The following is a 17,530-nucleotide window of genomic DNA, read 5'->3' as shown; positions in this document are numbered from 1 at the left end:
GCTTGGCACGGCGCGACCCGCGGTCGGCCGCGCGGGTAAGGTCTGCGCCTGTGAGTGGAACATCTAGGGCCCTGACGCCCCCGGCCGACGCGGTGGCGCCGGTCCGGCACCCCGAAGCCCCGGCGCCGGGAGAACTCCTCGGCGCGCACTACGAACACTGTTTCGGCTGCGGCGGGGGACAGCCGCACGGGCTGCACCTCCAGGCCCGCGCAGGAGAGGGCGTACGCGTCACCGCCGAGTTCACCGTGAAGGCCGCCCACCAGGGGGCCCCGGGTCTCGCGCACGGCGGCGTACTGGCCACGGCGCTGGACGAGACGCTCGGTTCGCTCAACTGGCTGCTGCGGGTGATCGCGGTGACCGGACGGCTGGAGACCGACTTCGTCCGGCCGGTACCGGTGGACACCGTCCTCTTCCTGGACGCCGAGATCACCGCCGTCCACGGCCGCAAGATCTACTCGACGGCGACCGGCCGCATCGGCGGCCCCGACGGGCCGGTCGCGGTCCGTGCCGACGCCCTCTTCATCGAGGTCAAGGTCGACCACTTCATCGAGAACGGCCGTCCGGCCGAGATCCAGGCGGCCATGGCCGATCCCGACCAGGTCAAGCGCGCCCGCGCCTTCGAGGTGAACCCCTGATGCATCCTCCTCTCGACGTACTGATCCGCCTGCTCGACCCGGAGGTGCCGATCCCCTCGTACGGTCATCCCGGCGACGCCGGGGCCGACCTGGTGACCACCGAGGCCGCCGAACTCGCACCCGGGGAACGCGTGGTGCTGCCGACCGGGGTGTCGATCGCCCTGCCCGACGGGTACGCCGCGTTCGTGCACCCCCGTTCCGGCCTCGCGGCCCGCTGCGGAGTGGCCCTCGTGAATGCCCCAGGGACGGTTGATGCCGGGTACCGTGGGGAGATCAAGGTGATCGTGGTCAACCTCGACCCGCGCGAGACCGTGCGGTTCGAACGTTTCGACCGGATCGCCCAGCTGGTCGTCCAGCAGGTCGAGAAGGTGCGCTTCCACGAGGTGGCGGAACTTCCCGGTTCGGCGCGGGCCGAAGGTGGCTTCGGGTCCACCGGCGGTCATGCCGCGGTGGACGGCGTCAGGGGCGGGATCACCCAGGGTGGGAACAGCTACGCTTCGGTCGTATCCGACCGGGAAGGACAGTGACGTGTTCGGACGTCGCAAGAAGAGTGGTTCCGCCGAGGACGCGGCGGACGAAGCGCGCGAGGCCGAGCAGGTCGCCGACGAGCTCACCGACGGTGCCGCGAGCGGTTCGCGCCGGATGAACCTTCCGCCGGCCCCCAGGCCTGACGGCCCGTGGGACGTCGACGAGGTGACCCAGCCCGGCGAGGGCCGGGTCGACCTGGGTGGCGTTTTCGTGCCCGGAGTCGAGGGCATGGAGCTGCGCGTCGAGGTGGCGGGTGACGCGATCGTCGCCGCCACGGTGGTCCTGCGGGACAGTGCGATCCAGCTCCAGGCGTTCGCGGCCCCCAAGAAGCAGGGCATCTGGGGCGAGGTCCGCGAGGAGATCGCCTCGGGCATCACCCAGCAGGGCGGCATCATCGACGAGGTCGAGGGTCCGCTGGGCTGGGAGCTGCGCGCCCAGGTCCCCGTACAGCTTCCGGACGGGACGAACGGCGTACAGCTCGTGCGCTTCGTCGGAGTCGACGGGCCGCGCTGGTTCCTGCGCGGAGTCATCTCCGGCCAGGGAGCCGTGCAGCCCGAGGCCGCCGGACTGCTGGAGACGATCTTCCGGGACACCGTGGTCGTCCGTGGCGAAGGCCCGATGGCGCCGCGTGACCCCATCGTCCTGAAGCTCCCCAACGATGCCCAGATGGTGCCGGAGGGTGTGCAGCAGGAGGAGCAGGAGGGCTCGAAGTTCTCCGGTGGAATGGGTCAGCTCCAGCGCGGACCCGAGATCACCGAGGTGCGCTGAGGCGCACCCCCGCAGCATCGGCCGGTGGGCCGTACCCGCATGTCCGGGGTACGGCCCACCGGCTTTTCGCGGTCCTGTGCGGTCCCGCGCGGTCCCGTGCGGTACGCCGGACCGATCCCCGGCACCTGGCCATTGCCCGGCCCTGTGCCCCATGCACATACTGGCGGCGGCGGGGAAGCGTACGTACGGGGAGTGACATGACCGAGAGCATCGTGGCGCAGGGCGGCACGGCGGTGGCCGGGGAACCGGGGCGGGGGCCCATGGTGCGGATCGAGGATCTGCGCCGCTCGTACGGGACCGGCGCAGCGGCCGTCCACGCCCTGCGCGGCGTCTCCTTCGAGATCCCGCGCGGCGAACTCGTCGCGCTCAAGGGGCGCTCCGGATCGGGCAAGACGACGCTGCTCAACCTGGTCGGCGGCCTGGACTCGCCGGACAGCGGCCGGATCGTCGTCGACGGCACGGATCTCTCCGGACTGGGCGAGAGCGGGCTGCTCGAACTGCGCCGCGACAGGATCGGTTTCATCTTCCAGTCGTTCGGGCTGCTCCCCATCCTGACCGCCGCCGAGAACGTCGGTGTGCCGATGCGGCTGCGCAGGGCCGATCCGCAGGAGCGCGAGGAGCGCGTGGCGCTGATGCTCTCGCTGGTCGGGCTCGGTGACCACGCCCGGCAACGCCCCGGCGAGCTCTCCGGTGGACAGCAGCAGCGGGTGGCCATCGCCCGCGCGCTCGCCAACCGGCCGGCCCTGCTGATCGCCGACGAGCCCACCGGGCAGCTCGACGCGGAGACCGGCCTCGCCGTCATGCGGCTGCTGCGCGCGGTGGTGCGCAGTGAGGGCGTCACCGCTCTCGTCGCCACCCACGACGCCCAGCTGCTCGGTCTCGCGGACCGGGTCCTGGAACTCAGCGACGGGCACATCGTGGAGCACGCCAAGGCCCTCTGAAGCCGGCGGGGCATTCCCTCAGGCATCAGAATCCCGTCAATACGCACCCCGGAGCCACCCCCGGTCCGATATGCCCGGAATCCTCGGAGTAGTTTCGGAATCGGCTGCCGCATCGGCCGCGGCCGATTCTGAAAGACAATGGGGCCATGGGACGCGGCAAGCTTCGGATCTACCTGGGTGCGGCACCGGGCGTCGGCAAGACATACGCGATGCTCTCCGAGGCTCATCGCCGGGTGGAGCGGGGCACCGACTGCGTCGTCGCCTTCGTGGAGCACCACGACCGCCCGCGCACCGAGGTGATGCTGCACGGGCTGGAGCAGGTCCGGCGCCGTGACATCGAGTACCGGGACGCCCACTTCACCGAGATGGACGTCGACGCCGTCCGGGACCGTGCACCGGCGGTCGCCCTGGTGGACGAGCTGGCCCACACCAATGTGCCCGGCTCCCGCAACGCCAAGCGCTGGCAGGACGTCGAGGAACTCCTCGCGGCCGGCATCGACGTCATCTCGACCGTCAACATCCAGCACCTGGAGTCGCTCGGCGACGTGGTGGAGTCGATCACCGGTGTGCGGCAGCGCGAGACCGTCCCCGACGAAGTCGTACGCCGGGCCGACCAGATCGAACTTGTCGACATGTCGCCCCAGGCGCTGCGCCGCCGTATGGCGCACGGCAACATCTACAAGCCCGACAAACTCGACGCGGCGCTCTCCAACTACTTCCGCCCCGGGAACCTCACCGCACTGCGCGAGCTGGCCCTGCTCTGGGTCGCCGACCGGGTCGACGAATACCTCCAGCAGTACCGCGGCGAACACAACATCCGCACCACCTGGCAGGCCCGCGAACGCATCGTCGTCGGGCTGACCGGTGGCCCCGAGGGACGCACCCTCATCCGCCGCGCCTCCCGGATGGCGGCCAAGGGCTCGGGCAGCGAGATCCTCGCCGTGTACATCGCCCGGAGCGACGGGCTCACCGCCGCCTCGCCGAAGGAACTCGCCGTACAGCGCACCCTCGTCGAGGACCTGGGCGGCACCTTCCACCACGTCATCGGTGACGACATACCCTCGGCGCTCCTCGAATTCGCCCGCGGGGTCAACGCCACGCAGATCGTCCTCGGCTCCAGCCGCCGCAAGGCATGGCAGTACATATACGGCCCGGGCGTCGGCGCCACCGTCGCCCGGGACTCCGGCCCGGACCTCGACGTCCACATCGTCACGCACGAGGAGGTCGCCAAGGGCCGCGGGCTGCCCCTCGCGCGCGGCAACCGGCTCGGACGGGCCCGCATCCTGTGGGGCTGGGCCGTCGGCGTCGGGGGACCGGTGGCCCTCTCGCTGTTCCTCAGAGGGCTGGAGGACGGGCCCGGGCTCGCCAACGACGTCCTGCTCTTCCTGTTCCTGACCGTCGGCGCCGCTCTGCTCGGCGGACTGCGCCCGGCTCTGGCGTCGGCCGCCGCGGGATCGCTGCTGCTCAACTACTTCTTCACCCCGCCCACCCACACCCTGACCGTCCAGGACCCCGAGAACTTCGTCGCCATCGTGATCTTCTTCGCGGTGGCGGTCGCGGTCGCCTCCGTGGTGGACCTGGCGGCCCGCCGTACCCATCAGGCCGCCCGGCTGCGCGCCGAGTCCGAGATCCTCTCCTTCCTGGCCGGCAGCGTCCTGCGGGGCGAAACCGCCCTGGACGCCCTGCTGGAGCGGGTCCGCGAGACCTTCGCGATGGAGTCCGTCGCCCTGCTGGAGCGGCAGAGCGACGTCGAGCCGTGGACCTGCGCCGGGTTCGTGGGACCTTCCCCGGTCGTCCGCCCCGAGGACGCCGATGTGGACATGCCCGTCGGTGACCACATGGCGCTGGCCCTCTCCGGGCGGGTGCTGCCCGCTGAGGACCGGCGGGTGCTCGGCGCCTTCGCCGCCCAGGCCGCCGTCGTGCTGGACCGGCAGCGCCTGGTGGGACAGGCCGAGGAGGCCAGACGGCTCGCCGAGGGCAACCGGATCAGGACCGCGCTCCTCGCCGCCGTCAGTCACGACCTGCGTACCCCCCTGGCCGCCATCAAGGCCGCCGTCAGCTCCCTGCGCTCCGACGACGTCTCCTGGTCCCAGGAGGACGAGGCGGAGCTCCTCGAAGGCATCGAGAACGGGGCCGACCGGCTCGATCACCTCGTCGGCAACCTCCTGGACATGTCCCGCCTCCAGACCGGCACCGTCACCCCGCTGATCCGCGAGATCGACCTCGACGAGGTCGTTCCCATGGCCCTCGGAGGCGTACCCGAGGGCAGTGTCGACCTCGACATCCCGGAGACGCTGCCGATGGTCGCCGTCGATCCAGGGCTCCTGGAGCGTGCCGTCGCCAACATCGTCGAGAACGCGGTGAAGTACAGCCCCGAGGGGAAGCGGGTCGTCGTCGCCGCCAGCTCGCTGGGCGAACGCGTCGAACTGCGTGTCGCCGACAGGGGTCCGGGCGTTCCGGACGAGGGCAAGGAACGGATCTTCGAGCCGTTCCAGCGCTACGGCGACGCCCCGCGCGGCGCCGGGGTCGGCCTCGGCCTCGCGGTCGCCCGCGGTTTCGCGGAGGCGATGGGCGGGACGCTCGACGCGGAGGACACCCCAGGCGGCGGGATGACGATGGTCCTCACCCTCAGGGCGGCGTCGGGAGACGTTCCCGTCAGCACCGGCCTCCCCGCCCAGGTCACCTCGTGACGCTCCCGTACCCCGTACACGTTCCGTGCGTTCCCGACAGCAGAAAGGCAGGTCCGCGATGACCAGGGTGCTTGTGGTCGACGACGAGCCGCAGATCGTACGCGCCCTCGTGATCAACCTGAAGGCGCGCAAGTACGAGGTGGACGCGGCGCCCGACGGGGCGACGGCCCTCCAGCTGGCCGCCGCCCGTCACCCGGACGTGGTGGTCCTCGACCTCGGGCTGCCCGACATGGACGGCGTCGAGGTGATCCGGGGGCTGCGCGGCTGGACCCGGGTGCCGATCCTGGTGCTCTCCGCCCGCCACACATCGGACGAGAAGGTCGAGGCCCTGGACGCGGGTGCCGACGACTACGTCACCAAGCCCTTCGGCATGGACGAGCTGCTGGCCCGGCTGCGGGCGGCCGTACGCCGGGCCGAACCCGTCGGAGCGGACGGCGCCGAAGGTGTCGTGATCGTCGAGACCGAGGGGTTCACCGTCGACCTGGCGGCCAAGAAGGTCAACCGCGGGGGACGCGACGTGCGCCTCACCCCCACCGAGTGGCATCTGCTGGAGGTCCTCGTCCGCAACGGTGGACGGCTCGTCAGCCAGAAGCAGCTGCTCCAGGAGGTCTGGGGCCCCTCGTACGGCACCGAGACCAACTACCTCCGGGTCTACATGGCCCAGTTGCGGCGCAAGCTGGAGGCCGATCCCTCGCACCCCCGGCACTTCGTCACCGAACCGGGGATGGGCTACCGCTTCGAGCGGGGCTGACCGCCGGAAAACGGGGGACGTGAGGGTCATTCCAGGACGACCGAGGTCGCCCGTCCGAGTGACACTCCCGGGCGCCCGCCGACACCCCAGGACACCGGTACCCTTCGGGTATGAGCGCTGTTCCCCGATTCGAGAAGCCCGGCAGGGCGGACAGGCAGTCCGGCCGCTTCCGCCGGATGCTCGACCGCCTGTCCAGCTCCCAGCAGGACCTGGAGTCCGAGGAGCTGAGGGAGGACGCGCAGGCGTCGGGGTGCACCCGCATCGCCGAGTGCTCCGACCGTCAGCTCGTGAAGGTGACTGGTACGTTGCGGACCGTCACCCTGCGCCCGCGCGCCGGAGTGCCCGCCCTGGAGGCGGAGCTCTTCGACGGTACGGCGCCGCTCGACGTGGTCTGGCTGGGCCGGCGTTCCATCGTCGGCATCGAACCGGGCCGTAAGCTCATCGCCTCGGGCCGTATCTCCATGAGCCACGGACGCCGGGTGCTGTTCAACCCCAAATACGAACTCCGACCGCTCGGCAAGGAGTAGCCGGTGACGTCTCTCGACAAGCCGACGTCCGACACGGACACGTCCCACACGGACAGGTCCCACCCCACCGCCCGCGAGGCGGCCGCCGCGAAGGCGGTCACCGAGGCCGCGCTCTCCGAGGCGTTCGGCGGTGTCCGCGGCATGGTGGAGACAGTCCTTCCCGGACTGCTCTTCGTCACGATGTTCACCATCAACAAGGATCTGCACACCGCGGCCATCGCGGCCCTGGTCGTCTCGCTGCTCATGGTCGGTGTGCGGCTGGTTCGCAAGGACACCGTCAAGCACGCCTTCAGCGGCGTCTTCGGCGTGGCCTTCGGCGTGGCCTTCGCGATGATGACGGGCAACGCCAAGGACTTCTATCTGCCGGGCATGATCTACACGCTCGGACTGGCGCTCGCCTACATCGTCACGACGATCGCCGGTGTGCCGCTGATCGGCCTGATCCTGGGCCCGGTCTTCAAGGAGAACCTCTCCTGGCGCACCAGGAACCCCGGCCGCAAGGCCGCGTACGCCAAGGCCAGCTGGGCGTGGGGGCTGATCCTGCTCGCCAAGTGCGCGATCCTCTTCCCGCTCTACTGGTGGGCCGACACCACTCAGCTCGGCTGGGTGCTGGTCGCGCTGAAGATCCCGCCGTTCCTGCTCGCCGTCTATCTGACGTGGCTCTTCCTCGCGAAGGCGCCGCCGCCGATCGACGTCTTCGCCGAGATGGAGGCGCAGGAGCAGGCCGAGAAGGACCGCAAGGCGCGGGCCGCGCGGCCCGGCGGTCACGAAGGCTGACAGTCAGCACGCGAGAGGGCCCCGCACCGGGCGAACGGGCGAACGGTGCGGGGCCCTCTCGTTGTCCTGGGTGTACGGGTGTACGGGTGTACGGGTGTACGGGTGTACGGGTGTACCGGCCCGGGGCGTACCGCGGCCCGGATCAGTCCTCGGTGAGCTCGCGGCGCACCGACAGCAGATCCTCCAGCTGTTCCTCGCGCGCCTGGGCGGCCACGAAGAGCAGCTCGTCACCGGCCTCCAGCGACTCCTCGACGTTCGGCGTGAGGACGCGCGTGCCGCGGATGATCGTGACCAGCGAGGTGTCCTCCGGCCACGCCACGTCGCCGACCCGGGTGCCGGCGAGCGCCGACTCCGGGGGCAGCGTCAGCTCGACCAGGTTTGCGTCGCCGTGGCTGAAGCGCAGCAGTCGGACCAGGTCGCCGACGCTCACCGCCTCCTCGACCAGGGCCGACATCAGCCGCGGTGTGGAGACCGCGACGTCGACGCCCCAGGACTCGTTGAACAGCCACTCGTTCTTCGGGTTGTTCACCCGGGCGACGACCCTCGGCACGCCGTACTCGGTCTTCGCGAGCAGCGAGACGACCAGGTTGACCTTGTCGTCGCCGGTCGCGGCGATCACGACGTTGCACCGCTGGAGGGCGGCCTCGTCCAGGGAGGTGATCTCGCAGGCGTCCGCGAGCAGCCACTCGGCCATCGGAACCCGCTCCACCGAGATGGCGGTCGGCGCCTTGTCGATCAGCAGCACCTCGTGCCCGTTCTCCAGCAGTTCGGCCGCGATGGAGCGGCCCACCGCCCCCGCCCCGGCAATCGACACGCGCATCAGTGACCGCCTTCTTCCGGGCCCTCGGCGAAGGCCGCCTCGACCTTCGCGATCTCGTCCGTACGCATCATCACGTGGACCAGGTCGCTCTCCTGCAGGACCGTCTGCGACGTCGGCAGGATCGCTTCACCCAGACGGGTGAGGAACGCCACGCGGACGCCTGTCTGCTCCTGGAGCGTGCTGATTTTGTGGCCGATCCACGAGGAGGTGGTGTGCACCTCGGCGAGCTGCACACCACCACTCGGGTCGCGCCACAGCGGCTCGGCGCCGGACGGCAGCAGCCGCCGCAGCATCTGGTCCGCGGTCCAGCGGACGGTGGCCACGGTGGGGATGCCGAGGCGCTGGTAGACCTCGGCACGCCGCGGGTCGTAGATCCGGGCGGCGACGTTCTCGATGGCGAACATCTCGCGGGCCACGCGGGCCGCGATGATGTTGGAGTTGTCGCCACTGCTCACCGCGGCGAACGCACCGGCCTCTTCGATCCCGGCCTCGCGGAGGGTGTCCTGGTCGAACCCGACCCCGGTGACCCGACGGCCGCCGAACCCGGAACCCAGGCGACGGAACGCGGTGGGGTCGCGGTCGATCACGGCGACCGTGTGTCCCTGCTTCTCCAGGGTCTGCGCGAGAGCGGCTCCGACTCGCCCGCAACCCATGATGACGATGTGCACCTTGCGCCTACCTCGCCGTCCTGGTCATCCCGCTGACCTGCGAAAACACCCTGGTCACACTTCTTTCTCAGCTTGCCGGGCAAACAACCGGGCAACGGCCTTCGGCGTTGCCCGGGATTGAGCTTATGCCGCAACGCACCGGCCGCCTCATCCGAGTGTGCCCCGGGTTCCCGGCCGCTGCCCGCACTCCGCCCGCGCTGTGTCCGGACTCTTGAGTACAGGAACACAGACATCTAACATGTCAGTTCATGGAGACCCTCCGGCCCGGCAGACGGACCCTGCTGCGGGACACCGCGTACGAAGCCATTCGCGACGCCATCGTCCGCGGTGACATCCCACCCGGAACGTCCGTCCGTGACGGCGAACTCGCCGAACGCCTCGGGCTCTCCCGGGCGCCCGTCCGCGACGCGCTGTCCCGGCTCGCGGGCGAGGGGCTCGTGGAGAGCAAGCCGCAGAGTTACACCCGAGTCACCCGGCTCGTCCCGCGTGACGTCCGGGACGCCGCGGCCGTCGTTCGCGCGATGCAGGAACTGGCCGCCCGCAGCGCGGTCCCGCACCTCACGGAGACGGACATCGTGGCGATGCGGGCCGCGAACGACCGGTTCAGGGCGGCCGCCGCCGAGGGCGACACCGCCGCCGCGCTGCGCGCCGACGACGAGCTGCACGACGTGCTCGTCGCCGCCTGCGGCAACCGCGCGGTCGCCGCCACGGTCGAGCGCTACACCCCTCTGATCCGCCGTCTGGAGTGGCGTCGGTTCGGCACGGCGAGTGCGGCGCACGGTTCGGCCGCACTGCACGACCAGCTCATCGACGCCTGCGCCGGGGGCGACGCGGAGGCGGCTTCCCTGATCACGGCGGAGATCTGGCGCGTGCTGGTGGAGCTCGCGGACGAGTCGCCGGCTCCCTGATCTTTGACCTGACCGTTCCCTGCCTGGGCGCCTGAGCGCCTGAGCGCCTGCCCTGCCCGTTCCCCTCCTGCCCACCCCGAGACCGCAAGGAGCTTCCGTGACGACGACCTCTCCGGCCGGCATGGCCTCGTACGAGCGCTACCCCCTCCTTCTTCGGGGTCCGGCGCGAGCTCACCGTGGCGGACATCGAACTCGACGAGCGTTACCACGGGGGTACGTACGGCATCCCCGACGAGGCCACTCTCGACGCGATGCGGCTGGCCGCGCGGACCGAGGGCATGGTCACCGACCCGGTGTACGAGGGGAAGTCGATGGCGGGCATGGCCGACCTGGTCGCGCGCGGGGAGATCGCCCGCGACGCCACCGTCCTCTACGCCCATCTCGGCGGGCAGCCCGCGCTCAACGGATACAGCGCGCTCTTCGCGGAAGGATGAGTGCAAGGAAGACGTTAAAGATTGAGTGCAGTTCTCTGCCTGAAACCAGAAAATAGGGGGGATTGTTCCGCTTTGGTGGGGTGGTGCCTCATCGGCATTCCTACGCAACGCATACGATCCTCTGCGTGTCCAAACTGACCGACGTGCCCAAACGGATCCTGATCGGCCGGGCGCTGCGCAGCGACAATCTGGGAGAAACGCTCCTCCCCAAACGCATCGCGCTCCCTGTCTTCGCATCCGACCCGCTGTCCTCGGTGGCGTACGCACCCGGAGAAGTCCTCCTCGTGCTGTCCATCGCGGGTGTGTCGGCCTATCACTTCAGCCCGTGGATCGCGCTCGCCGTCGTGGTGCTCATGTTCACGGTCGTCGCCTCCTACCGGCAGAACGTGCGTGCGTACCCGAGCGGCGGCGGCGACTACGAGGTCGCCAACACCAACCTGGGACCCAAGGCCGGGCTCACGGTCGCCAGCGCACTGCTCGTCGACTACGTCCTGACCGTCGCCGTGTCGATCTCCTCCGGTGTGGAGAACCTCGGCTCGGCGATCCCGTTCGTCGTCGAGCACAAGGTTCCCGTCGCCGTCGGGGCGATCGTGCTGCTGACGGTGATGAACCTTCGGGGCGTCAAGGAATCCGGCAGGTTCTTCGCCATTCCGACGTACCTCTTCGTGGTCGGCGTCTTCCTGATGATCCTGTGGGGCGCGTACCGGGGGCTCGTGCTCGGTGACACCATGCACGCCCCGACCTCGGAACTGGAGATCAAGGCGGAACACCAGGGGCTGGCCGGTTTCGCCCTGGTCTTCCTGCTCCTGCGGGCGTTCTCCTCCGGCTGTGCGGCGCTGACCGGCGTCGAGGCGATCAGCAACGGTGTGCCCGCCTTCCGCAAGCCGAAGAGCAAGAACGCCGCGACGACCCTCGCGATGATGGGCCTGCTGGCCGTCACCATGTTCTGCGGCATCATCGGGCTGGCCATGGCCACCGACGTGAAGATGGCCGAGCACCCGGCGAAGGACCTGATCCGCGACGGCGTCGCGGTCGGCGAGAGCTTCGTCCAGGACCCGGTGATCTCCCAGGTCGCGGCCGCGGTCTTCGGTGACGGGACCTTCCTCTTCGTGGTCCTCGCCGCGGCCACCGCGCTCGTCCTCTTCCTGGCCGCCAACACCGCGTACAACGGCTTCCCGCTGCTCGGCTCGATCCTCGCCCAGGACCGTTACCTGCCGCGCCAGTTGCACACCCGCGGTGACCGGCTCGCCTTCTCCAACGGCATCGTGCTGCTGGCCGGTGCGGCGGTCCTGCTGGTCTGGGTCTACGGCGCCGACTCGACGAAGCTGATCCAGCTCTACATCGTCGGCGTCTTCGTGTCCTTCACTCTCAGCCAGACCGGCATGGTCCGGCACTGGAACCGTCATCTGCGGACCGAGAAGGACCCCGCCGCCCGCCGCCACATGATGCGCTCCCGTGCGATCAACACCTTCGGCGCCTTCTTCACCGGCCTCGTCCTCGTGGTCGTCCTCGCGACGAAGTTCACCCACGGAGCCTGGGTCGCCCTGCTCGGCATGGTGATCTTCTACGGGACGATGACCGCGATCCGTAAACACTACGACCGTGTGACCGAGGAGATCGCCGCCGACGAGACGCCGTCCGACGAGATGGTCCGGCCGTCGCGGGTCCACTCGATCGTGCTGGTCTCCAAGCTCCACCGGCCCACACTGCGCGCCCTGGCGTACGCGCAGCTGATCCGTTCCCACCGGCTGGAGGCGCTGTCCGTCAGTGTCGACGCGGACGAGACCAGGACGCTCAAGGAGGAGTGGGAGCGGCGCGGCATCAACGTGCCGCTGAAGATCCTCGACTCGCCCTACCGGGAGGTGACCCGCCCGGTCATCGAATACGTGAAGGGCCTGCGCCGGGAGAGCCCGCGCGACGTGGTCAGCGTCTACATCCCGGAGTACGTCGTCGGGCACTGGTACGAGCACCTGCTCCACAACCAGAGCGCACTGCGGCTTAAGGGCAGGCTGCTGTTCACGCCGGGGGTCATGGTGACGTCCGTGCCTTACCAGCTGGAGTCGTCCGTGGCCGCGAGGAAGCGGGCGAGGAAGCGGGCGGAATGGAACGCCCCGGGATCGGTGCGCCGAGGCCCCGTGGAACGGAAACAGAAGGAGCCCACCGGTAAGGGCTGACCGGCGAAGCCGGTTGTGGTAAGCGGTCGGACGACACCCGCGTAGACTGGAGGGTCGTTGTCCGGCCGCTTTCCCTTTGATCTCTGGAGCCACCCCCTCATGCAGAACGAATCCACTCCGTCGCAGGCCACGGACTCGAAGGCCGTGGGCTCGCAGGCCGGGGACTCGCGGGCCGGGGACTCGCTGATCGGGGAGGAGTACGAGGTCGAGGTCGGCCCCGTCGCACACGGCGGCCACTGCATCGCCCGCACCGCGGAGGGCCAGGTCCTCTTCGTGCGGCACACCCTCCCCGGAGAGAAGATCGTCGCCCGGGTCACGGACGGCGAGACGGGGTCGCGCTTCCTGCGGGCCGACGCCGTCCGGATCATCGAAGCCTCCAAGGACCGCGTCGAGGCCCCCTGCAAGTACGCCGGTCCCGGAATGTGCGGCGGCTGCGACTGGCAGCACGCCAAGCCCGGCGCCCAGCGCCGGCTCAAGGGCGAGGTCATCACCGAACAGCTGAAGCGCCTCGCGGGCCTGACGCCCGAGGAGGCCGGCTGGGACGGCACGGTCATGCCGGCCGAGGGCGACAAGCTCCCGCCCGGCGAGGTACCTGCCTGGCGCACCCGCGTCCAGTACGCGATCGACGACGAGGGCCGGGCCGGACTGCGCAAGCACCGCTCGCACGAGGTCCAGCCGATCGACCACTGCATGATCGCCGCCCCCGGGGTCACCGAGCTGGGCATCGAGAAGCGCGAGTGGCCGCAGCTGGCCGCGGTGGAGGCCATCTCCGCCACCGGCTCCCACGACCGCCAGGTCATCCTCACCCCGAAGCCCGGCGGCCGGCTCCCCCTCGTCGAGCTGGACAAGCCGGTCTCCGTGCTGCGCGTCGAGGAGCACGACGGCGGCGTCCACCGCGTCCACGGACGCGCCTTCGTCCGCGAGCGCGCCGACGACCGCACGTACCGCGTCGGCTCCGGCGGCTTCTGGCAGGTCCACCCGCAGGCGGCCGACACGCTGGTCCGCGCGGTGATGCAGGGCCTGCTGCCCCGCAAGAACGACACGGCGCTCGACCTCTACTGCGGCGTCGGCCTGTTCGCCGGCGCCATCGGCCAGCGCATCGGCGAGAAGGGCGCGGTGCTCGGTATCGAGTCCGGCAAGCGCGCCGTCGAGGACGCCCGCCACAACCTGAAGGACCTGGAGCGGGTCCGGATCGAGCACGGCAAGGTCGACCAGGTCCTGCCGCGCACCGGCATCACGGAAGCCGACCTGATCGTTCTCGACCCCCCGCGCGCGGGAGCCGGCAAGGCCACGGTCAAGCACCTCGCCGCCCTGGGCGCCCGCCGCATCGCGTACGTGGCCTGCGACCCGGCCGCTCTGGCCCGCGACCTGGCGTACTTCCGCGAGGGCGGCTACAGGGTACGGACGCTGCGGGCGTTCGACCTCTTTCCGATGACCTCGCACGTGGAGTGCGTGGCGATCCTGGAGCCTGCTGCAAAGGGGCTCTGACCTGCAGTTTTCCCGGGGTTCTCAGGCATGGCGGGATGCGCTCGACATGTTTCACACCGGACATGACGTGGAGCGCGCGGCCGTCCAGGCACACTGCTCTGACCTGCGGTTTCACCCAAGAGCGCAGGGGCAAGCGGTCTGCGGCGGCCTTCGTCGGGAATGGTGCGCGACGGGCTCGACGCTCATCTGACGCTCGTCCTGATGATGCGTCAGGTGAGCCTCGAACCCACGGCACAGTACGGGTCGTCGCGTCATTACGGAGGAGAGGTTTCTTGGCTGCCGCGAGCCATCTGGCTGCCCGGGTGGCCAGGTCGGTGTAGCCGTCCTGGCCCCGGTCGGTGCGGTCAGGGCGCTGAGATACATCCGCCCCGGACTGCGGATCGCCTGCGTCTGCTCCGGGTTGCGCTGTTGAGGCCCTGGCGATGTCCTCAAAGGACTGCGGTCACCGGCCGGTCGGACCTTCAGGTGGGGTCTCGCGAGGGCTCGGCCCTGCGATGCTGTCCACGTTCGTGCGGTCTTGCGGCGGTGGAGCGCCCGTGCCTCGACGGTCCAGCCGGATCAGACGCCGGACAGTGTCGCCGCCAGCGACTGGAACCAGGCGCCGTGGGAGAACGGCTCCGGCGGGCCCACCTCCATGCCGAGTTCGGCGGCGGCCAGGGCGTAGTCCCCCTCGTTCAGGGGAAGAGCGAGCAACTCGTGGAGTTCACCCACGAGGCGGGCGAGCAGCTGCGGGTTTGTGGTGTCGGCGTAGTCCGCGACGGCGGCGTCGTGGCCGGGGAACTCGTCGACGATGTCCTGTGAGAACCAGCCGCCCAGCAGTTGCACGGTCTCCGGGAAACGCGCGTGCCATTCCCAGTGCGTCTGCGGGACCGATGGCTCCGGAACGTCCCCCTCCTCGATGCTCCTCTTCAGGTGGTCGGCCAGCACCATCAGCCAGTCACCGATGTCCGACTGGGGCTTTCCGGTGTCCGGGATCGAGTAGAACTCACCCAGCTCCTGCCGGATGCGGCCCGGAGGATTACGGCTGTACTCGCGTAGCTGGCGTTCCGCTTCCGCGACGGCCGAGGGGCGGGTGTGCCAGGTGTGACGGAGATACGCGTCCAAGGCGCGACTGCGCCGCTCCGGGGTGTCGTCGGCCGGCTGCCCCAGGTATGCGCGCATCACCTGGTCCAGCTCGCCGTACCGCCGGTCGTGTTCGAGGGGCTTCATGGACATGTGCGTGTGACCCCTACAGGTAGAACGGAACGGTCGCGTGGACGACGAAGCCGAGCGGACTCGTCGGCTCCCGGCGCAGCACCACGCGCGCCGCGCGCACGTCGACGGGCCCTCGCCCGGCCAGCAGGTCGCCCTCCAGCTGGACCCGGCCCACGGGCTCCTCACGGGACGGCCAGGCGGCCTCGACGGTGAGGCGGGCCCGGGTGTTCTGGGCGAGCCAGCGGTGGACGGCCTGTTCGTTCGCGGTCACCACCTGCTGGGTGGCCCATTGGGCGGTCTTCCGGTCGGGATAGGAGGCGGAGCGGGTCGGCACGGTGCATCCTTTCAAATCACCTGGTCGGATCCTGCGCTCGTACGAGCGGCAAATGGTTCAGTGGTCGGAGAAGTTCCAGAACATGCCGACCTCGGTGTCCGAGACGACGATCAGACCGCAGTCCTCCGAGTACACGCTCAGGGGGTTGTACCCCCCAGTGCGACGTCGTGAAGTCGAGTGCTCCGGGCACAGGGCCGGGCCGGCTGACGTTGGTGTGATAAGTGGCCTCGTCGCCGTAACGTGCGAGGATCGTCCTCGCCATCGCCCGCAATTCTCCTTCGCTCTCCGTGAAGCGCTTCAGGCTGGACAGGGTGCAGCAGTCGTCCGTGAGGGCCAGCAGCAGGTTCTCGGCGCTGGCCCGATCGATCTCGCGGAGACGCTGCGCGATGTACTCGGGGGGGTGCACAGCGAACGGATACGTGGCAAACCCCTCGCGCTCCGGGTCCTGCGCCGAATCGTCGAGACCCGTCCAGCCCCGGGGGTCCGGGACGGCCCGAGCCATCAGCTCTGTGGCGTACGGCGGCTTCCCAAGAATTCTGTTCGAGGGGCATGTGGTGCTGGCCTTTCTCGGCGTGCGCTAGGACTTGGAGGGCATCGACGTCATGACGGTGAACGGCGGGGTGCGGCTGCTGTCGTACCCGAGCCGCGTGTCGATACGGTGACGTCGTACGACCTGGCATTCATGCCGCCCTGTTTGTAGCCGGACAGCGGGTCGTTGAGGTCCACCGGCTGTTTGCTCACACTGCTGCCGCTGGTCTCGCTGTTCGGCGCGGTCGAGTGGAAGTCTCTGACTTCGCCCTCCCCCGGCGGGGGAGGGCCCTTGACCCAAAGCTGGCGCCGGCCACCTCTACAATCTCAACCATGATGAATTCATCGGGCCGGGGCAGGAGGGCCGGGAAACCCGATACGCGCGCCCAGATCCTCGACGTCGCCCGCCGGCGCTTCCTCGAAGGGGGATACGCGGCAGTCACCCTGCGTTCCGTGGCTGCCGAGGCGGGTGTGGACGTCGCCCTGGTCAGCTACCACTTCGGCTCCAAGAAGGGCCTGTTCGGAGCGGCCCTCGCGCTGTCCGCCAACCCCGCCGAAACCCTCGCGCGCACCGCGGAGGGCGACCCCGCCACCTTCCCCCAACGCGCGCTGCTCGACCTGCTCGCCCTGTGGGAGGACCCCGAATCGGGCGCGCCGCTGCGTGCCCTGATAACCGGCGCCGTCCACGACCAGGCCATCACCGGCTTGGTCAAAGAGATGATGGAACGGGAAATAATCGACAAGATCGCCGCCAGGCTCCGCGGCGCGGACGCCCGCAAGCGGGCCGGAGCGTTCTGCGCGCAGATCGCGGGCCTCGTCGTGACCCGCTACATCCTGCGCCTGGAACCGGTCGCTTCCATGGCGCCTGATGAAATAATCCGGATCTACGCCCCGCCCTTGCGCGTCGCGCTGCGCGAATCCTCACACCAGCCTCGTACCCCCTGACGCCGCAGGCAGCAGCACGCAGTACCGCTGCGGTGACGCACCCGGCCCGCCGCGTCCAACAGCCCCGGTCCCGCGGCGTCTTCAGTGACCGGCCGGATGCCGTCGATGAGGAACAGTGCCGTCAACCCACCATCCCGGTCGCTGCGCCACGGCTGGGGTGACCACGCTTGTCAACGACCCGGAGTCAGCAACGGAGGCCGACGGTGCCGACGGCGTGCGACCGCCTCGAGTGCCGGTTTCCTGCCGCAGGCCCGGCAGGCGGGGCAGTTGGACAACGCGCCTCGGTCAGGCGGATTCCGACGGCCTCGGCGTAACGGCGACGACACACCGGGGCCGACCACCACCCGCTTACGGGTGCGGGCTGCCACTCTGCCACTTCGGACGACCCTCTCACCGGTCTCACCGTTGCGCGCCGGTGAC

16 protein-coding genes and 1 pseudogene are annotated in these 17,530 nt (G+C 69.9%); 13 read left to right on the top strand and 4 right to left on the bottom strand.

The genetic code is table 11. From position 1 onward, the window contains the following. Positions 1-50 precede the first annotated feature (50 nt). From F0344_RS06820 to F0344_RS06785, 8 genes are all read left to right on the top strand, one after another. Positions 51-635 carry a PaaI family thioesterase gene (locus F0344_RS06820; protein ID WP_185297920.1) on the top strand — a complete coding sequence of 195 codons (585 nt, stop codon included), beginning with the start codon at positions 51-53 and terminating at the stop codon, positions 633-635. Continuing rightward, positions 635-1,162 carry a dUTP diphosphatase gene (dut, locus tag F0344_RS06815; RefSeq protein ID WP_185297919.1) on the top strand — a complete coding sequence of 176 codons (528 nt, stop codon included), beginning with the start codon at positions 635-637 and terminating at the stop codon, positions 1,160-1,162. The genes F0344_RS06820 and dut overlap by 1 nt, the downstream gene beginning before the upstream one ends. Before the next feature lies 1 nt (position 1,163). Next, on the top strand, positions 1,164-1,931 hold the full coding sequence (locus F0344_RS06810) for a DUF3710 domain-containing protein (protein ID WP_185297918.1): 768 nt from the start codon (positions 1,164-1,166) through the stop codon (positions 1,929-1,931). A gap of 197 nt (positions 1,932-2,128) precedes the next feature. Continuing rightward, entirely contained in the window at positions 2,129-2,872 is a 744-nt protein-coding gene (locus F0344_RS06805; protein WP_185297917.1) for an ABC transporter ATP-binding protein, read from the top strand. Between the two features lie 146 nt (positions 2,873-3,018). Beyond that, complete coding sequence (locus F0344_RS06800; RefSeq protein ID WP_185297916.1) at positions 3,019-5,562, top strand: sensor histidine kinase; 2,544 nt, start codon at positions 3,019-3,021, stop codon at positions 5,560-5,562. 58 nt (positions 5,563-5,620) lie between these two features. Next, a complete protein-coding gene (locus F0344_RS06795; protein ID WP_185297915.1) occupies positions 5,621-6,313 on the top strand; it encodes a response regulator in 693 nt (230 codons plus the stop codon). A 110-nt stretch (positions 6,314-6,423) separates the two neighbouring features. After that, entirely contained in the window at positions 6,424-6,840 is a 417-nt protein-coding gene (locus F0344_RS06790; RefSeq protein ID WP_185297914.1) for an OB-fold nucleic acid binding domain-containing protein, read from the top strand. A 3-nt stretch (positions 6,841-6,843) separates the two neighbouring features. Continuing rightward, positions 6,844-7,617, top strand: a complete 774-nt coding sequence (locus F0344_RS06785; protein ID WP_185297913.1) for a DUF3159 domain-containing protein — start codon at positions 6,844-6,846, stop codon at positions 7,615-7,617. Between the two features lie 142 nt (positions 7,618-7,759). Here F0344_RS06785 and F0344_RS06780 read toward each other — a convergent pair whose 3' ends face one another. Then, positions 7,760-8,437, bottom strand: coding sequence for a potassium channel family protein (locus F0344_RS06780; RefSeq protein WP_258049716.1), 678 nt, complete (start codon positions 8,435-8,437; stop codon positions 7,760-7,762). Next, positions 8,437-9,105 (bottom strand): potassium channel family protein, encoded by a 669-nt coding sequence (locus F0344_RS06775; protein WP_185297912.1) that lies wholly within the window; start codon positions 9,103-9,105, stop codon positions 8,437-8,439. The genes F0344_RS06780 and F0344_RS06775 overlap by 1 nt, the downstream gene beginning before the upstream one ends. Before the next feature lie 248 nt (positions 9,106-9,353). On the opposite strand from F0344_RS06775, the gene F0344_RS06770 reads away from it, so the two are divergent. The 4 genes and pseudogenes from F0344_RS06770 to F0344_RS06755 all read left to right on the top strand — a co-directional run bounded on the left by F0344_RS06770 (position 9,354) and on the right by F0344_RS06755 (position 14,109). After that, positions 9,354-10,013: a GntR family transcriptional regulator gene (locus F0344_RS06770; RefSeq protein ID WP_185297911.1), complete on the top strand. Its 660-nt coding sequence runs from the start codon at positions 9,354-9,356 to the stop codon at positions 10,011-10,013. Positions 10,014-10,168: 155 nt separating this feature from the next. After that, positions 10,169-10,447: pseudogene (locus tag F0344_RS06765) on the top strand (pyridoxal-phosphate dependent enzyme); the annotation flags it as partial. Between the two features lie 125 nt (positions 10,448-10,572). Beyond that, positions 10,573-12,621 (top strand): APC family permease, encoded by a 2,049-nt coding sequence (locus tag F0344_RS06760; RefSeq protein WP_185297910.1) that lies wholly within the window; start codon positions 10,573-10,575, stop codon positions 12,619-12,621. Positions 12,622-12,720: 99 nt separating this feature from the next. Then, a complete protein-coding gene (locus F0344_RS06755; protein ID WP_185297909.1) occupies positions 12,721-14,109 on the top strand; it encodes a class I SAM-dependent RNA methyltransferase in 1,389 nt (462 codons plus the stop codon). Between the two features lie 558 nt (positions 14,110-14,667). Here the strand turns inward: F0344_RS06755 and F0344_RS06750 are convergent. Continuing rightward, positions 14,668-15,324 carry a contact-dependent growth inhibition system immunity protein gene (locus tag F0344_RS06750; protein ID WP_185297908.1) on the bottom strand — a complete coding sequence of 219 codons (657 nt, stop codon included), beginning with the start codon at positions 15,322-15,324 and terminating at the stop codon, positions 14,668-14,670. A 13-nt stretch (positions 15,325-15,337) separates the two neighbouring features. Then, complete coding sequence (locus F0344_RS06745) at positions 15,338-15,637, bottom strand: RNase A-like domain-containing protein (protein ID WP_185297907.1); 300 nt, start codon at positions 15,635-15,637, stop codon at positions 15,338-15,340. An 861-nt stretch (positions 15,638-16,498) separates the two neighbouring features. Between F0344_RS06745 and F0344_RS06740 the strand changes: the two genes are divergently transcribed. Beyond that, the gene (locus F0344_RS06740; RefSeq protein ID WP_185297906.1) at positions 16,499-17,110 is read left to right on the top strand and encodes a TetR/AcrR family transcriptional regulator; all 612 of its coding nucleotides are present in this window, start codon (positions 16,499-16,501) and stop codon (positions 17,108-17,110) included. Positions 17,111-17,530: the final 420 nt, after the last annotated feature.

The sequence above is a fragment of the Streptomyces finlayi genome, assembly GCF_014216315.1.
GTDB lineage: Bacteria > Actinomycetota > Actinomycetes > Streptomycetales > Streptomycetaceae > Streptomyces > Streptomyces finlayi_A.
Note: the sequence above shows the minus strand (reverse complement) of the source record. Positions and strands in the feature narration are given on the sequence as shown.

Excerpts from the sequence above, each read along its gene's own strand:
- F0344_RS06780 (WP_258049716.1), bottom strand. The coding sequence starts at position 8,437 with ATGCGCGTGTCGATTGCCGGGGCGGGGGCGGTGGGCCGCTCCATCGCG.
- F0344_RS06770 (WP_185297911.1), top strand. The coding sequence starts at position 9,354 with ATGGAGACCCTCCGGCCCGGCAGACGGACCCTGCTGCGGGACACCGCG.
- F0344_RS06750 (WP_185297908.1), bottom strand. The coding sequence starts at position 15,324 with ATGTCCATGAAGCCCCTCGAACACGACCGGCGGTACGGCGAGCTGGAC.
- F0344_RS06795 (WP_185297915.1), top strand. The coding sequence starts at position 5,621 with ATGACCAGGGTGCTTGTGGTCGACGACGAGCCGCAGATCGTACGCGCC.
- F0344_RS06740 (WP_185297906.1), top strand. The coding sequence starts at position 16,499 with ATGATGAATTCATCGGGCCGGGGCAGGAGGGCCGGGAAACCCGATACG.
- F0344_RS06790 (WP_185297914.1), top strand. The coding sequence starts at position 6,424 with ATGAGCGCTGTTCCCCGATTCGAGAAGCCCGGCAGGGCGGACAGGCAG.
- F0344_RS06755 (WP_185297909.1), top strand. The coding sequence starts at position 12,721 with ATGCAGAACGAATCCACTCCGTCGCAGGCCACGGACTCGAAGGCCGTG.
- F0344_RS06805 (WP_185297917.1), top strand. The coding sequence starts at position 2,129 with ATGACCGAGAGCATCGTGGCGCAGGGCGGCACGGCGGTGGCCGGGGAA.
- dut (WP_185297919.1), top strand. The coding sequence starts at position 635 with ATGCATCCTCCTCTCGACGTACTGATCCGCCTGCTCGACCCGGAGGTG.
- F0344_RS06800 (WP_185297916.1), top strand. The coding sequence starts at position 3,019 with ATGGGACGCGGCAAGCTTCGGATCTACCTGGGTGCGGCACCGGGCGTC.